We start from the raw sequence: 15,454 nt of genomic DNA, 5'->3' as shown, positions 1-15,454 counted from the left end.
TTTCTCAGATCAGTCCGGCTTTTGTAAAGCCGTCTATCAGTCTTTGCGGTGTCAGAGGAATTTCAGCAAATCCAATTCCTGTTGCATGTAAAACTGCATTACGGATTGCCGGCGCCCCCGGAATTGCCGGCGGCTCTCCAAGAGCCTTGTTTCCATAAGGTCCCATAGGATCATTCAATTCTACAAATTCTGCTGTAAGATCCGGTGTATCCATAGTTGTCATCAGCTTATAGTCAAGCAAAGTACCGTTTAACGGTCTTCCTGTTTTCTCATCCAGAAGAAGCTGCTCGGAAAGTCCACAGCCCATACCCATGGACATACCGCCGTGAACCTGCATAGCTGCAAGCTGTGGGTTCAAAAGAATTCCGCTGTCATGTACATTGACAATATCCAGAACCTTGATTTTACCAAGCTTCATATCTACTTCCACCTCTGCGAAGCAGCATCCGGTTGCAACCGTATTCTTTTTCACTTGTCTGGAAACCTCAGCTGTAAGAACGGAAGAATTGCCCAGACTGTAATAGCTCTCCATTGCAAGCTCTTCCAGAGAAATGGCCTGTCTGCCGTCTGCCAGAATATATCCGTCCTCCAGCTCCAGACGATCCACATTGCCAGGAACAAGAGTTCTTGCATAATCCAGAATCTTCTGCTTCAAAAGCTGGGCACATTCCTTCACTGCAGTTCCTGTAACAAAGGCCTGTCTGGATGCATAAGCACCTGTATCAAAAGGTGTCACATCTGTATCCTGCATCGTCACAATATGTACTCTGGAAATATCCATATGTAAAGTTTCTGCTGCCATCTGAGAGAAAACAGTATCTGCACCCTGCCCGATCTCAGTTGCTCCCACCTGAAGCTGTACGCTTCCATCCTGGTTCAGTGACAATCTGGCACCTGCAATTTCCAGAGAAATAGGCCATACACCTGTCTTATAGGAGAAAAGTGCCATACCTACGCCGCGGCGGATATCTCCTGTCTGGTCTGCATATGCCTTTCTCTTTTCATCCCAATGTATATAAGCAGCGCCCTTATCCAGGCACTCAAAAATACCATTTGAATTCGCTGCAATCGGTTTCAGATAAGCATCCTCATAATATCCATGAATCAGATTCTTTCTTCGGAATTCCAGAGGATCCATTCCAATCTCATAAGCAATATCATCCATAAAGCTCTCTGTTGCATAGCAGACCTGGGGAATGCCATAGCCTCTCATGGCTCCTGCAGTAGGACAATTGGTATAAACCGTATATGCCTCACCTCGGATATTCGGGCAGGCATACTGAAGACGGCTTGCAGTCAGGCCGTTAGCTGCAATGGCATGTCCGTGGGAAGCGTAAGCTCCCTGATTGGAATAAGTAATCATCTCTTTTGCCAGAAGATGCCCCTCCTGATCTACTCCTGCTGTCATTTCGTATTCAATAGAATGACGGGTTCTGGTATTGGTAAAGGTCTCCTCACGGGTAAGCTCGATCTTTACCGGGCGTCCGCCAACCTGCATGGTAAGAAAAGCATTCAAAGGCTCGTAAAGCACTTCCTGCTTATTTCCAAAGCCGCCGCCTACATATGGCTTAATGACACGCACCTGTCCCCATGGGATTCCCAGTGCCTGACCAACTACACGGCGGACAATGTGAGGTATCTGTGTGGAAGAAACCACAACAATTCTTCCCTTTTCCATATATGCATAAGAAATATTATTCTCAATGTGACAGTGCTGAACAATAGGGGTCTTATAGCTTCTGTGGATCTGTACAGCAGCATCCTCCAATCCCTTATCCACATCACCGATAGCAAAGCTGGAACGCGCAAGAATATTATCCTTCTTATCAAGATGAATGGGATGCTCACTTCCCCGCATAGAAAGCCTGGGGCTTAGCACAACCGGATATTCTTCATATTCTACCTTGATCAGCTTCAATGCCCGTGATGCAGTCACTTCATCCTCTGCTACAACTGCAGCAATATCATCTCCATAATAACGTACTCTTCCGGTCAGAAGATTACGGTCAGCCACATCCTGATGTGCCAGTTCCACAGACCAGGGATGTCCCGGTGTGGGATAGCAATGATTCGGTACGTCCTTAAAAGTCACTACTTTTACCACGCCGTCCAAAGCTTCGGCCTCACTGGTATCAATGGACTTCACAATACCATTACCGATTGTGGCATGACAGACCTTTGCCACCAGACACTTGTCCAGGATCATATCATCTGTAAACTTCGCTCTTCCTGTTACTTTTTCATAAGCGTCTACTCTTGGAACACTCTTTCCAATCATATGCTTCACCTTCTTTACATTTACTTAGTTTGTTTAAAAAAGCCGACGCCGTTCAAAAAACAATATCACGGTTCTTCTTTGAACTGGCTGTCGGCTATGGGCTCATTGCCTTGTGTCTCAAAAATATTGTCTAAAATATCTCTTCTGCATAAAGCAATTGTACCACATTTCTCAGATGTTTTGCAATATTTTTATGCATAATGCAAGAATTTTGTACAGTTATTTTTGAAACTTTCACATATTATTCTTTTAATGTCTGATTAATTGATAATACCTCGCAGGTCATAGATAGCATGTCTTGGGCATTTCACCACACACATACCGCAGCTTAAGCACAAGTCCTCGTTGATCACAGCGCAATTGTCTGTGACCTTAATGGCTTCTGCAGTACATGTTTTCTGGCAGATGCCGCAGCCGATACAGCTGACCTGACACTGTTTTTTTGCCTCCTGACCCTTACTTTTGTTAGAACATTTCACAACCATCCAGTTGGCACATTCATGAATATGAATTACCTTCTGGGGACATACCTTTACACACGCTCCACAGCCAATACATTTCTCTTCATCTACTTCTGCCACACCATATTCATTAAGAGAAATGGCACCAAACTTGCATTTGCTTACGCAGGCTTTACAGCCGATGCATCCGTCCTTACAGCCTTGCTCACCTGATGTGGCTCTGCACCCTCCATTACATGCCACAAAAGCAGCTTTATATGGGAATTTCTTTTTTACAGCCATATCATCCCTTCCTTTCATATGGTGTCCCGCTAAGAGGAAGGCTGTACCGCCTTACACCATCTCTTCGGAAATATGCATCTGCAATTGCAGGTGCCGTCGGAATTGATGTGATTTCACCGATACCAATCGCGCCGCAGGCAACCTTAAGTCCCGGCTTATCGACTACAATGGCATCGATCTTTGGAATTTCGTGGGAACGGAATAAACCAAGAGAACCATATTTCTCAATTGGCTTACAATTTTCATCAATCGGATATTTTTCTCTTAAAGCAAATCCCATGGACATTACTACGCCGCCTTCAATCTGGCCTTCACAGGATAAAGGATTCACTGCTTTGCCAACATCATGAGCCGCAACGATTTCCTCCAGCTTACCGGTTTTGGAATCCAGGATACAGACCTGGGTAGCATAGCCATATGCCACATGAGATACCGGATTTGGCACATCTGCTCCAAGAGGGTCTGTTTTTGCAAGATATTCTGCGTAATAAACCTTGCCGATCATTTCCTCTACTGTTTTTCCGCCACGCTTATCTTCCATCAGCTTCTCACAGGCTCTTCTGCATGCTTCTCCGGTTATCAGAGTCTGTCTGGAGCCGGAGGTTGTTCCGGAATCAGGTGAAATCCAGGTATTGCTCCGCTCATAAACAATATCCTCTCTTTTAATATCTGTGTTGGTAACGATCATCTGAGTCAGCACAGTGCCAAGTCCCTGGCCAATACAGGATGCGCCGGAATAAATATGAAGCTTCCTGTCTTCCTCGAAAATCAGCTTCACACGGCCGGTATCCGGAATTCCTACACCGACTCCGGCATTTTTCATGGCACATCCAAGGCCTACCGCTTTGCCAGCCTCTAATGCTGCGTCATATTTCTCTTTCACTGCCTCCAGGGTTTCCACAAGACCGGTGGAATCATCTACGATCTGTCCATTAGGGAGAACTTCTCCCGGACGGATAGCATTTCGATAGCGAATCTCCCATGGTGTAATTCCCACTTTATCTGCCATCATGTTCAGTAAGGTCTCTGTTGCAAAGCAGGTCTGCGTAACTCCAAAGCCCCGAAAAGCTCCTGCCGGCGGATTATTAGTATAATAAGCAGTTCCTTCAATCTCAAAGTTCTGATAATGATAGGGACCGGCTGCATGAGTGCAGGCACGCTCCAGAACCGGACCTCCAAGAGATGCAAATGCGCCGGTATCAGCCTTAACCTTTGCCTTAACACCCATAATATTTCCGTTCTCGTCACAGCCCATTGTCATATCCATATAAAATGGATGACGTTTTGGATGAACCAGCAAAGATTCTGCCCTTGAAAGCTTCATTTTAACAGGCTTCTTAGTCACATAAGTAAGAAGCGCCGCAAGGTGCTGCACGGTCATATCCTCTTTGCCCCCAAAGCCTCCGCCTACCAGGGCATTCTGAACCTTCACCTTATCTGTTCCAAGAAGCAGACTGCATTCATGCAATGTCTGATGTGCAGACTGGTCTGTGGAATATATGAAAATATCTCCATCCTCATCGTAAAATGACACTGCACACTCCGGCTCCAGAAATGCATGCTCGGTCCATGGTGTTTCAAAATGCTTGGAAATCACGTATTTAGAGCCTTCAATAGCTTCTGTGGCATTGCCGCGGCTAATGTGCTTATATGCACAGATATTATTCTCTTCCTCATCAAATACCCTTGGTGCGTCCGGTGCAGCAGCTTCCTCAATGGTATGGATGTGAGGCAGCACCTCATATTCTACCTTGATCAGCTTCTTCGCCTTCTCTGCAGTTTCTCTATCTTTTGCTGCGACAAGTGCAATGGCGTCCCCCAGATAATGAGTCAGGCCGCCAACCGGAATCAGGGTATACTGATCGTGCTTCAAATGGCCGATCTTATTCTCACCCGGAATATCCTTAGCTGTAACAACAGCCTCCACCCCCGGAAGCTGTTCTGCTTTTGTTGTGTCAATAGAAAGAACACGTGCCCGCGGATATTTGCTTCGGAGAGCCACTCCGTAAAGCATGCCTTCCGGATAGAAATCATCAGGATATTTTCCGGTGCCAAGAACCTTTTCCCCCACATCAATTCTTGCCACACGGGATCCAAGCTCCCAGTTTTCATCTTCCTGTGGAATTACGCCCTCCCGCATAATTCCTGCGGCAATCCGCACTGCATCTATTATTTTTACATACCCTGTACAGCGACAGTAATTGTTGCGCAGGGCATACTTGATTTCCTCATCAGTTGGTTCTTTATTTACATCCAAAAGAGCTTTGGTACACATAATCATACCCGGAATGCAAAAACCGCACTGTACAGCTCCGGCTTTGCCGTACGCATAGGTATATACTTTTTCTTCCCAATCGGTCAGGCCTTCTACTGTGATCACGTTTTTCCCTTCCAGGGAATCCGTGTCCGGCACACAGGCTTTGCAGGTCCTGCCATCAATGATCACGGTGCAGGCTCCGCAGGCGCCCTCACTGCAGCCGTCCTTTACAGAGGTCAGATGCAATTCATCACGCAGAAAGCGAAGCAACTTCTGGTTTTTCCCGGACTCTACGGTCTGTCCATTGACTGTAAATGCTGCCATATTGGACTCTCCTTTCTTGCGGGTTCTCCCGGTCAGGCATACGCTTTGCCATTTTTCCGGAAGCTTTTACATTATATAGATACTGTCCACAGCCCGGATAAAGCTGTGGACAGCATTTGCCTTGTTGGTCAAGCGGATATTCGCAATCCGCTTCGCTGCTTGCTCATAACCAAATGCTGCTTCGCAGCTTGATTCGGTTAAATCACAGATCAGATCATATATCCATAATCATCGATCACTGCACAGATCAGCTTCTTCAGACCATCATACAGCTTATCAGCAGGATCATCTGCCTTGCAATCTGTAATCTGGCCTACAAATCTTACCTTGCAGGTCTTTGCTTTTTTATCAAGCACAACAAATCCGTCGTTTGTGCTGTCTGCCATATCTTTTTCATTTGCAAACAGAGTGAATTTGTCTTTATATGGTGCACTTGCGTATGGACAGAAGCTCTTGCAGTTACCGCACTCATTACACATGTAATCTACATGGATCACCTGATTCATTGCCATTCCCGGAACCTTTACGGAAATATTTGCACGGTTCGGACAAACATCCACACAGTTCTCGCAGACCTTATTACAGGTAAGACATCTTTCTTCCTCTGTCTTCACTTCTTCGCTGTGCTTTAAGATTCCCTTCTTTGCATAGCAGTCTGCTTCCTTGCCGGTTACAGCTGCATCCCTTGTGATCTCTTTGCCAAGGATATCTTTAACTGCAAGCTGCGCATCGCGGATTCCCTCTACAATCGTAGCAGCACCCTTTGCTCCGTCTCCAGCAACATAAACGCCGCTTACACTGGTTTCAAGAGTCTTGTCGTTGACCTTTGCTCTTCCTCTTTCGTCCACTGCAATCTGGTTTGCAGTATAGAAGTCTGTATCAAGCTTCTCACCAACTGCCACGATTACAGTATCAGCAGGAACCTCTTCTACGTCTGCTGTCTCAGTAACACCGGCACGTCCGGACGCATCCATCTGTCCAAGCTCCATCTTTTGGCAGATCAGTCTTCCATTCTCAAGACTTACCGGAGAAAGAAGCTCTTTAAACTCAACGCCCTCTTCCAGAACCTCCAGAAGCTCATCCTCTGCTGCAGGCATGTAGCGTTTGGTTCTTCTGTATACAAGATATACATGCTCTACGCCTTTTGTGCGCTTTGCTGCTCTTGCAGTATCCATGGCTGTGTTACCGCCGCCGATAACTACCACATTCTTTCCGATATCCAGACTGCCATCACTTGCCTTGAAATCACGAAGGAATTTCAGTGCGTTTACAGTCTCACCCTTCTTAAGCTTCAAGGTACCTGGCTTGCCGGCTCCGATCGCAAGAATCACTGCATCATAGCCCTGTGCTTTCAGCTCTGCTACAGATGTAATTTCTGTATTGGTGCAGATCTTTACTCCCATCTTTTCAATAAAGGAAATATCTTTGTCAATGGCATCATCTCCAATACGGAAGCCCGGGATCACGTAGCGGATCACACCGCCTGCTTTTTCCTCTTTTTCAAAAACAGTTACAGCTGCGCCCTCTCTTGCAAGGAAATAAGCTGCAGCAATACCGGCAGGACCGCCGCCTACAACAGCAACCTTCTTACCGTTTGGTTCTCCGGCTTTGATCTGACCGATCAGCTCCTCATAGCCCTTCTGTGCTGCAATCAGCTTAGTTCCGCGGATATTTACAGATTCCTCATAGAAATTACGGGTACATTTATTCATACAGTTATGCGCACATAAGGTTCCTGTAATAAATGGCAGTGCATTTTTCTCAAGGATCACTTCCAGAGCTTCTTTGTATTTGCCCTCACCTGTAAGAGCCACATACTGCGGAATATCCTGATGAATAGGGCATCCCTCTGCACATGGAGCATAGAAGCAGTCCAGAAGCGGAACCTCTTTTGTGCTCTTTCTGTTTGGAATCGGCTTGATATTCTTTACATGATGTGCATCTGTGATGGCATCCGCTGCCAGCTTTTTCAGTGCATCCACATCAATTCCATCCCATTTCTTCGGAGCAATTCCGTCAGTCTTAGCTGCAACCTGAGAAAATCTCTGATAACCGCCGGCCTTCAGAAGAGTCGTTGCCATGGTTACAGGCCAGATTCCGCAGCCTACGATCCGATCGATGTTGTAATAATCAGCACCACCGGAATAGGAAATTCTCAGCTTTCCTGCAAATTCTTCAGAAAGCTTGGCTGCAAGAGAAATGGACAGAGGGAATAAGGATTTACCTGACATATACATTTCTTCGCTTGGAAGCTCATTTCTTGTAACGTCAACAGGGAAGGTATTGGTGATCTTCACACCAAATTCCAGTCCCAGCTCCTCTGATAATTTCATCAGGCGGGTAAGCATAGGAACTGCATCCTCATACTGCAGGTCATCTCTGAAATGGAAATCACCGAATACCATATAGTCGTATCCCATTTCATCCATAGTCTTTCTTGCAAAATCATAGCCCAGAAGAGTAGGATTGCATTTTACAAAGGTATTCAGATGCTTCTCGGTAAGAAGGTAGTTTGCAATGCTCTCGATTTCCTGTGGCGGACATCCATGTAAAGTGGAAATCGTTGCAGAATTACAGATAGCAGATGGAATCGCCTCAATATCTTCTCTGGTGAAATTGTGGAATCTGTCTGCATTGTCCAGAAGCCATTTTTTACATTCCTGGAAGACAGCAGTATCCTTGGCTTCCATCATTCCATCGATAAAGGTGTTCACCTTGTCGCCTTTGATTCCCTCCAGATCATAGCCTACAGAAATATTAAACTGGAAGCCATCCTGCGCTCCAAGATTAAATTCCTTCGCCATAACATGAAGGATAAACCATGCCTTGATATATTCGCTCATTGCATCCGGAACGGTAAGCTCTGTAGACCATTCACAGTTATAGCCTTCGTCATCAGCAAGAATACATGGTTTATTTACACATGCGGAAAGCTCTGCACCATCCATTTTCTGAACGGTCTTCAGCTCAAAGAAACGTGCGCCTGCATAATAGGAAGCAATAATATTCTGGGCAAGCTGTGTGTGTGGACCTGCTGCAGGTCCCACAGGTGTCTCCAGAGTTCTTTCAAAGATTGTCAGATTATGATCTGCATTTATTGTATATGGGCGATGTACCCCAAATACTGTATCTTTCCCGCTTTTTTCCTGAAGGACCCATTCCATCAGCTGCCCGAAAGGCATACATGTCATAATATCGCTCATATTTATTTTCCTCCGTTAATATCATCAGCCAGTTCCTTGGCAGACTGTCTGCAGTCAGCCATAACCTTATCTACATCACATACCAGTACTTCTCTGTCCTTCATAAGAATCTTTCCATTGCAGACAGTCGTTACTACATCATGTCCTGTAGTACCGAACAGCAGATGTCCATTTACGTTATCAGCTCTCATAGGTGTCAGCGGGTTGTAATCCATTACGATCACATCAGCTGCAGCCCCCTCTCTTAATACGCCAAGAGGTTTCTTAAAGTAACGGTTTGCAATAACAGCATTATTTTCAAAGAGCATCTTCGGAACTTCTCCCCATGCAGCATTAGGATCGCACAGATGATGCTTATGAAGAATATTGGCAACCTTCCAGGATTCCAGCATATCATGAGTATAACCATCTGTTCCAAGTCCGGTCACGATTCCCTTATGAACCAGCTCCATAGTAGGAGGACATCCGCAGGCATTTCCCATATTGGATTCCGGATTATGGACAACCATTGTATCAGTTTCCTTAATCAGATCCATCTCATGCTCATTGATATAAATACAGTGTCCCAAAAGAGTCTTCGGTCCAAGAATGTTCCAATCATAAAGCCTGTCTACAATTCGTTTGCTATGCTCCTTCAGGCACTGATGAAGGTCATAGATTCCCTCAGCTACATGAATATGATAACCTACGCCCTCTGGCTTCAGTTCATTGCACAGCTCCATGGTCTTATCAGAAATTGTGAAGGATGCATGCATACCCATCATAGCTGCCAGCATATCGCTGTCATCATCCAGTGCATGTTTAATAAAATTCACATTCTCCATTACGGACTCTCTGGACTTGTCCATGCCGTCACGGTCAGAAATCTCATAGCAAAGACAGGTTCTTACGCCCAGTTCCTTAGCAGCGGATTCAATAGCGCTAAGGGAGCCTGTAATATGTCCAAAGCTTGCATGATGGTCAAATACAGTAGTAACACCATTCTTAATACTGTCAATATAGGTAGCCATTGCAGAAAGTCTGGTCTGCTCCAGAGTCAGATGGCGGTCAATGGTCCACCACTGTCCATCCAGAATATCAAGGAATCCCTTGGGATTGTATCCCTTAATACTTAAGCCTCTGGCAAAAGAGCTGTAGATATGCTCATGAGTATTGATAAATGCAGGCATGATTACTCCGCCTCTGGCATCCACAAATTCTCCATCCGGATATGCTCTCTTCACCTCATCTGTAGTCCCCACCATTACTATGGTGTTACCATCCATTGCAACTGCGCCGTTCTCTATAAATGCATTGGATGCGTCCCGTGTGATCATTCTTCCGTTACCAATAATAAGCATATGGAGTCCTCCTTTACTTGTTAAAATTGTTGAATCAAAATGCACAATTCAACATTTTTTAGGATATTTTATACAGATAATGTAACATATTCTCATCCGAATTTCAATAGTATTTCAAAAAATATTTTTGGCTTTCTTAAAATTTTTGTAGTCTAACTTTTGTTGCCTGGGGGCAAACCTGGTATTTACAGGAAAAAGGGCGCAAAAAAAGCAGCCCGTTTTTATGCGAACTGCTCTTTCTGCCACTTGCTTATTCTATTTTTCTGATTTAAGTTGTTCCGAGTACATTTCCCTACAGTTCTCTGACCACATGCAGGCTTCTGCGCTCCTTTTTCCAGAGTTCTGTGTCGATTTCCACTTCGTAGCCTTTTCCATTCTTCACATGCCAGTCATAAAAGGACCGTTCCTCATCTGCATATTCTTCCATAATATTCATAATGGTGCCGCCATGTACCACCAGTGCGGCGCTGGAAATATTTTTGCGGATGCAGCTGCCAACTGCCATCTGAAATCCGGTGATGTTTCTTCGCTTAAATTCTTCCCGGCTCTCCCCTCCCGGGAATGGAAGAAGTCCGCCGGAATCGATCCATGCCTGGTAATTTGCATTGCCGTCCAACTCCAGATAATTTTTGTTCTCAAATTCCCCGAAATCGCACTCTGCAAGCTCATCGATTATGTTCAGTGGTTTTCCCGGAAAAAGAATAGACGCAGTCTGGGTGCAGCGCAGCATGGGACTTGCATATACTGCCTGGGGTTCTCCATAGTCCAGCTGCTTCAGCACTTCCTGAGACTGAGGTAAAAGAGGCTCATCGGTTCTTCTTCCTATATATCTTTGTTTTTGATTGCCAGCGGTTTCTCCGTGACGAATAAGCATCAGCTTAAGCATCCTTGATCACCGTCCCAATTCCGCAGACCACACGGGTCACTTTTTTGCTTTTGGAAGCAAGTCCCGTACAGACTCTGCCCACTGCTTCCCGGTATTTCCGGTCAAAAGCGTCCATGGGAACGACGCCGTAGCCTACCTCCTGGCTTACGACCACAATGTCCGGATTCCCTTCTGCAAGCTTCTCTGCAAGCCCGGCAACATCATGACCAGCCTTTAATTCCTTACGGATAAATTCCTGGAAATCCAGAACCCCCTCTGCCTTCATAAGCTGGTATTCCTCTAACTTGCCGCCATTTTTCCAGCAGATTTCCGGGTGTTTTTCCTTTGCATAATCGCTTTTTCCCTGAAAAGCGCCGCCGATAATCATTTCCATTCTGGTATCTCTCCTTCTACACTCACGCTTTTGTATATTATTTCTTCTAAATCAGCACAGAAGCCACCGCCAGCACTACTGCCATTCCCACCTCGCAGAGGCAAAGGAAATAGCCGGCCAAGTCTCCTGTAATTCCGCCGAAATACTTCATGGCCTTGTGATGATAAAAAAGGAAGATTGCCCCAGCTGCCGCAAATGCCAGAATCCCAAGCACAGGCTGGATCCAGACCATCACAGCCAGAAGGATCACAAGATAAACAATCAGCACATTCCGCACCGCCAGATCCTCTGCTTTTCTTGAAAACTCCGCCACAGTGCCATCCTTTCTAGCCTTTGGAAAAGTCATGACGCTGATTCCGGAAAAGCATCTGGAAACCATAAAGCCAAGCGCCATGATCTCAAGTGCAGGTTTGCAAAGCCACAGCTGGCTGTAAGCACCATACCAGGCAAGAAAGTAAACACAGGCCGTGATCACAGCAAATGCCCCAGCATGGGAATCCTTCAAGATCTCAAGGCGGCGCTCCTTTTCCTGCCAGGAGCTTAAGGCATCGGAAGTGTCCAGAAGCCCGTCCACATGGATTCCTCCTGTGACCCATACCGGAACCAGTACCAGCACAGCTGCCACAAATGCCGCCTGAAACCCAAATCTGCTTCCCGCCCAGCCCACAGCCAGGGACAAAGCCCCGATCACAAGACCGATAAAGGGAAAGAAGCAGAAGGTATATTTCATATTCTCCTTGCTCCAGTCAGCTCTTGGCATGGGGATTTTCGAATACATGGCAAATGCCACCTTAAAATTATTCCACAGCATTTTCACCTGTTTTTCCTCCTTTGTGCCAAATCGGGATTCCATATACTACTTCTACCACCTGATCTGCCATTTCTCCAAGCTTCTGGTTGATTTTCCCAAGATACTCCTGATAGCGGACGGTATCTCCCTCATAGGAAGCTGCCTCGGAAAAAATCTCATTGGTAACAATCACAAGGTGACGGACCTGGCTTTTCAGCTTTCGGACACCTCTTAGGACAGCCTCCACAGTATCCGCTCCTGCCCCACTTTCTTCGAACATTTCATTTGCCGCAAGATTGGACATGCATTCCAGAAGAACAATGGCGTCTTGTGGAAATTCCAGATTTTCAAGTCCTGTATAGCACTCTACTGTCTCGAAGCCTTTTCCCGCACGCATTTTGCGATGGCGCTCTACGCGCTTATAGCTTTCCTCATCATAAGGGTGCATGGTCGCGATGTAGAATCGTTTTCCCTGTCCCAGAGACAGGATCTTGTCCTCGGCAAAAGCAGATTTCCCGCTTCCGCTTCCGCCTGTCACTACAGCCATCATGTTATTTCAGCTCCTCGTACTGGTCTACGTGAATATCATCAAACGTACTTAAGGTATTGTAAAGAGTGGCTCCCATGTCCAAAAACGGGCAGAGGGCAATGGCCCCGGTTCCCTCTCCAAGACACATATCTGCATGAAGCACCGCTTCCTTACCAAGCTTTTCCAGAACCAGATGCGCTGCCGGCTCTTTGGAGACATGGCTTGCGATCATATAATCTTTTGCCTGCGGACAGATTCCTGCAGCCACAAGGGCTGCTACTCCGGAGATAAAGCCATCGATCAGCACCGGAATCTGCAAAGCGGCTCCGCCAAGATAAACCCCGGCCATACCTGCGATATCCAGTCCGCCAACCTTGGCAAGCACATCAATGGGGTCTGACGGATCTGGCTCATTGAGGGCGATTGCCTTTTTGATGGCATTGATCTTGCGGGTCAGTCCGTCGCTGGAAAGGCCTGCGCCTCTTCCGGTCATCGTTTCCACAGGCTGATCCAGAAGTACAGAAGCAACTGCACTGCTGGTTGTGGTATTTCCAATGCCCATTTCTCCGGTAGCAAGAAGGCGATAGCCCTGTGCTTTCAGCTCCTCTGCCATGGCGATTCCGGCTTCGATTCCTTTCACAGCTTCTTCTCTTGTCATAGCCGGGCCCTTTGTCATATTGCGTGTTCCGTACATAACCTTCAGATCAGTGCGGGCAGTAGTGTCTTTCACCATTCCCACATCTACAGGCTTCACAGCAACGCCGCACTGATGGCACATCACACATGCAGTGGTGGTTTCTTTCACAAAGTTGTCCGCCACAATTCCGGTTACTTCCTGTCCAGTCTGGGTAACTCCCTCTTCCACAACTCCGTTGTCTGCGCACATGGCAACCAGTGCTTTTTTGCCAATGTCAACCTTCACCTCACCTGTAATTCCCACGATCTGGGTGATCAGGTCCTCCATTTTTCCAAGGGAATGAAGAGGCTTGGCAATGCTGTCCCAGCGCTTCCTTGCAGTCTCCATCTTTTCCTCATCAAGAGGCTTTATCTTCTTCCGTGCTTCTTCTAATGTCATCATTTCCTCCCACTGGTAAATACCAGGAATTTGCTGAATACATAATTTAAAGCCATAACTACAAACTGGATGATCAGTTTTCCAACCATATCATTTAAATGTACGATCTCGGCGAAAAACCATACTCCGCCAACCTCGATGACCATGGTGCTCAGTCTGGCTCCTACGAACTTGCAGAAAGGCCGGATGTGGTCCTTCAAGGTTTCGCATTTGTCCAGAAAAACAAATTTGGAGTTTACCACATAGGCAAACACAATTGCCAGAATAACGGAAATCACATTGGCAATTTCTCTTTGCAGGCCTGCCTGGCGCAGAAAGAAAAAGCTGGCTAAATTTACAACTGTGGTGCAGCCGCCGAAAAATATGTAGCGTATTACGTCATTGGCATAAAGCTTCTTAATGAGAGCGATCATGATTTACCTCCTGATAAACGTCCTTTTTCCCGCGAACGATCTGGGAAATAATGTAGCGGGGACGCCTTTTTACTTCTTCGTATATTTTTGCAATGTAGTATCCAATGATTCCAAGGCTTAGCATAATCGCACTTCCAATAAGAAGCAGTACGATCAGCGTGGTGGTGTAGCCTTCCACTGCTCTTCCGGCAAAAAACTGCACCAGAGAGTAGATGATCAGAATCAGAGAACATCCAAAACAGGCTCCTCCTATAATGGTTACAAACTGCAGGGGGACTGTAGTAAATGCCACAATATTGGTAAAGGCATATTTCACAAGGGACCAGGTGGACCACTTGGATTGTCCTGCCTCCCTGTCATGAACCTCGAATTCCACATGTGTGGTTTTGAAGCCTACCCATGAGGAGGTGGCACGGAAAAACATATTCCGCTCCGGCATGGAGAGAATGCTGTTCACAGCTTTCCGGTCCATCATCTTAAAATCGGAGGCATTCTGCATGTTTACCCCTGTTGCCTTGGACATGATCCCATAGAAAAAGCCTGCGCTTTCTTTGTGCAGAAGACTTTCAGTTCCTCTGCTTTTCTTCACGCCCTCAATCACTTCCCAGCCTTCTTCCCAAAGGTGATACATTGGGATCAGGGTTTCCGGCGGGTGCTGCAGATCGCAGTCCATCACAGCGACCACATCTCCTGTGGCCTGGGCAAGGCCTGCATAAACTGCCGCTTCCTTCCCGAAGTTTCTGGAAAAATGAACGCCTAAGATATTTGCGTCTTTCTCACCTGCTTTGGTGATTTCTTCCCATGTTCTGTCGTTTGAGCCATCGTCTACAAGTACCAATTCATAAGAAATGCCTGCTTCTGTTAAAACCTCATGAAGGACCCGGCAGGTTTTTCCTACCATCAGTTCTTCGTTGTAAGCGGGCAAAACTACTGATAATCTGCTCATTTTTTTGTCCTCTAGTCTTTCATTTTTCAACGTTCCCATTATAGTACAAAACCATTTGGCAGGCAACCTTATTTCGGTTTCTTCAGAATTTCTTAAGGATATTAGGGTTTTATGGCAATAAAAAAAACGATAACCAATCGGCTACCGTTTGCTTACTGTACCTTCAAAACTACATACATGCTGTATCCTCGTTTGGAATCTTTTGAATCATTCTCAACCTTGCGAATAACCTGGAAGCTCCATCTCGCTTCGTTCAATGGAACGACCTGTGCGCTTTGCGCTTTGGTCAAGCCCTCA

At 46.2% G+C, this 15,454-nt stretch carries 12 protein-coding genes; all 12 read right to left on the bottom strand.

The window, feature by feature from the left end; all coding sequences use genetic code 11:
* Positions 1–4 precede the first annotated feature (4 nt).
* The 12 genes from xdhA to OCV70_RS17300 all read right to left on the bottom strand — a co-directional run bounded on the left by xdhA (position 5) and on the right by OCV70_RS17300 (position 15,157).
* Positions 5–2,278 carry a xanthine dehydrogenase subunit XdhA gene (xdhA, locus tag OCV70_RS17355; protein ID WP_195588265.1) on the bottom strand — a complete coding sequence of 758 codons (2,274 nt, stop codon included), beginning with the start codon at positions 2,276–2,278 and terminating at the stop codon, positions 5–7.
* A 260-nt stretch (positions 2,279–2,538) separates the two neighbouring features.
* The gene (locus OCV70_RS17350; protein WP_186901185.1) at positions 2,539–3,021 is read right to left on the bottom strand and encodes a 4Fe-4S binding protein; all 483 of its coding nucleotides are present in this window, start codon (positions 3,019–3,021) and stop codon (positions 2,539–2,541) included.
* A 1-nt stretch (position 3,022) separates the two neighbouring features.
* Positions 3,023–5,602 (bottom strand): selenium-dependent xanthine dehydrogenase, encoded by a 2,580-nt coding sequence (gene xdh, locus OCV70_RS17345; protein ID WP_195588264.1) that lies wholly within the window; start codon positions 5,600–5,602, stop codon positions 3,023–3,025.
* A 209-nt stretch (positions 5,603–5,811) separates the two neighbouring features.
* Complete coding sequence (ygfK, locus tag OCV70_RS17340; protein WP_195588263.1) at positions 5,812–8,805, bottom strand: putative selenate reductase subunit YgfK; 2,994 nt, start codon at positions 8,803–8,805, stop codon at positions 5,812–5,814.
* Positions 8,806–8,807: 2 nt separating this feature from the next.
* Complete coding sequence (ssnA, locus tag OCV70_RS17335; protein ID WP_021926906.1) at positions 8,808–10,145, bottom strand: putative aminohydrolase SsnA; 1,338 nt, start codon at positions 10,143–10,145, stop codon at positions 8,808–8,810.
* A gap of 292 nt (positions 10,146–10,437) precedes the next feature.
* Positions 10,438–11,019, bottom strand: coding sequence for a histidine phosphatase family protein (locus OCV70_RS17330; protein ID WP_021926905.1), 582 nt, complete (start codon positions 11,017–11,019; stop codon positions 10,438–10,440).
* A 4-nt stretch (positions 11,020–11,023) separates the two neighbouring features.
* Positions 11,024–11,404 carry a bifunctional adenosylcobinamide kinase/adenosylcobinamide-phosphate guanylyltransferase gene (locus tag OCV70_RS17325; RefSeq protein ID WP_021926904.1) on the bottom strand — a complete coding sequence of 127 codons (381 nt, stop codon included), beginning with the start codon at positions 11,402–11,404 and terminating at the stop codon, positions 11,024–11,026.
* Between the two features lie 46 nt (positions 11,405–11,450).
* On the bottom strand, positions 11,451–12,215 hold the full coding sequence (gene cobS / locus OCV70_RS17320) for an adenosylcobinamide-GDP ribazoletransferase (protein ID WP_243280856.1): 765 nt from the start codon (positions 12,213–12,215) through the stop codon (positions 11,451–11,453).
* Complete coding sequence (locus OCV70_RS17315; protein ID WP_021926902.1) at positions 12,202–12,744, bottom strand: bifunctional adenosylcobinamide kinase/adenosylcobinamide-phosphate guanylyltransferase; 543 nt, start codon at positions 12,742–12,744, stop codon at positions 12,202–12,204. The genes cobS and OCV70_RS17315 overlap by 14 nt, the downstream gene beginning before the upstream one ends.
* A 1-nt stretch (position 12,745) precedes the next feature.
* Entirely contained in the window at positions 12,746–13,798 is a 1,053-nt protein-coding gene (cobT, locus tag OCV70_RS17310; protein WP_021926901.1) for a nicotinate-nucleotide--dimethylbenzimidazole phosphoribosyltransferase, read from the bottom strand.
* Positions 13,798–14,211, bottom strand: a complete 414-nt coding sequence (locus OCV70_RS17305; RefSeq protein WP_021926900.1) for a GtrA family protein — start codon at positions 14,209–14,211, stop codon at positions 13,798–13,800. The genes cobT and OCV70_RS17305 overlap by 1 nt, the downstream gene beginning before the upstream one ends.
* Complete coding sequence (locus tag OCV70_RS17300) at positions 14,195–15,157, bottom strand: glycosyltransferase family 2 protein (RefSeq protein WP_021926899.1); 963 nt, start codon at positions 15,155–15,157, stop codon at positions 14,195–14,197. Before OCV70_RS17300 ends, OCV70_RS17305 begins: the two co-directional genes overlap by 17 nt.
* Between the last annotated feature and the right edge of the window lie 297 nt (positions 15,158–15,454).

It is taken from the genome of Blautia acetigignens, assembly GCF_025566865.1.
GTDB classification, from domain to species: Bacteria; Bacillota; Clostridia; order Lachnospirales; family Lachnospiraceae; genus Blautia_A; species Blautia_A acetigignens.
The sequence above is the reverse complement of the archived record's forward strand: the minus strand, read 5'-3'. Positions and strand labels throughout refer to the sequence as shown.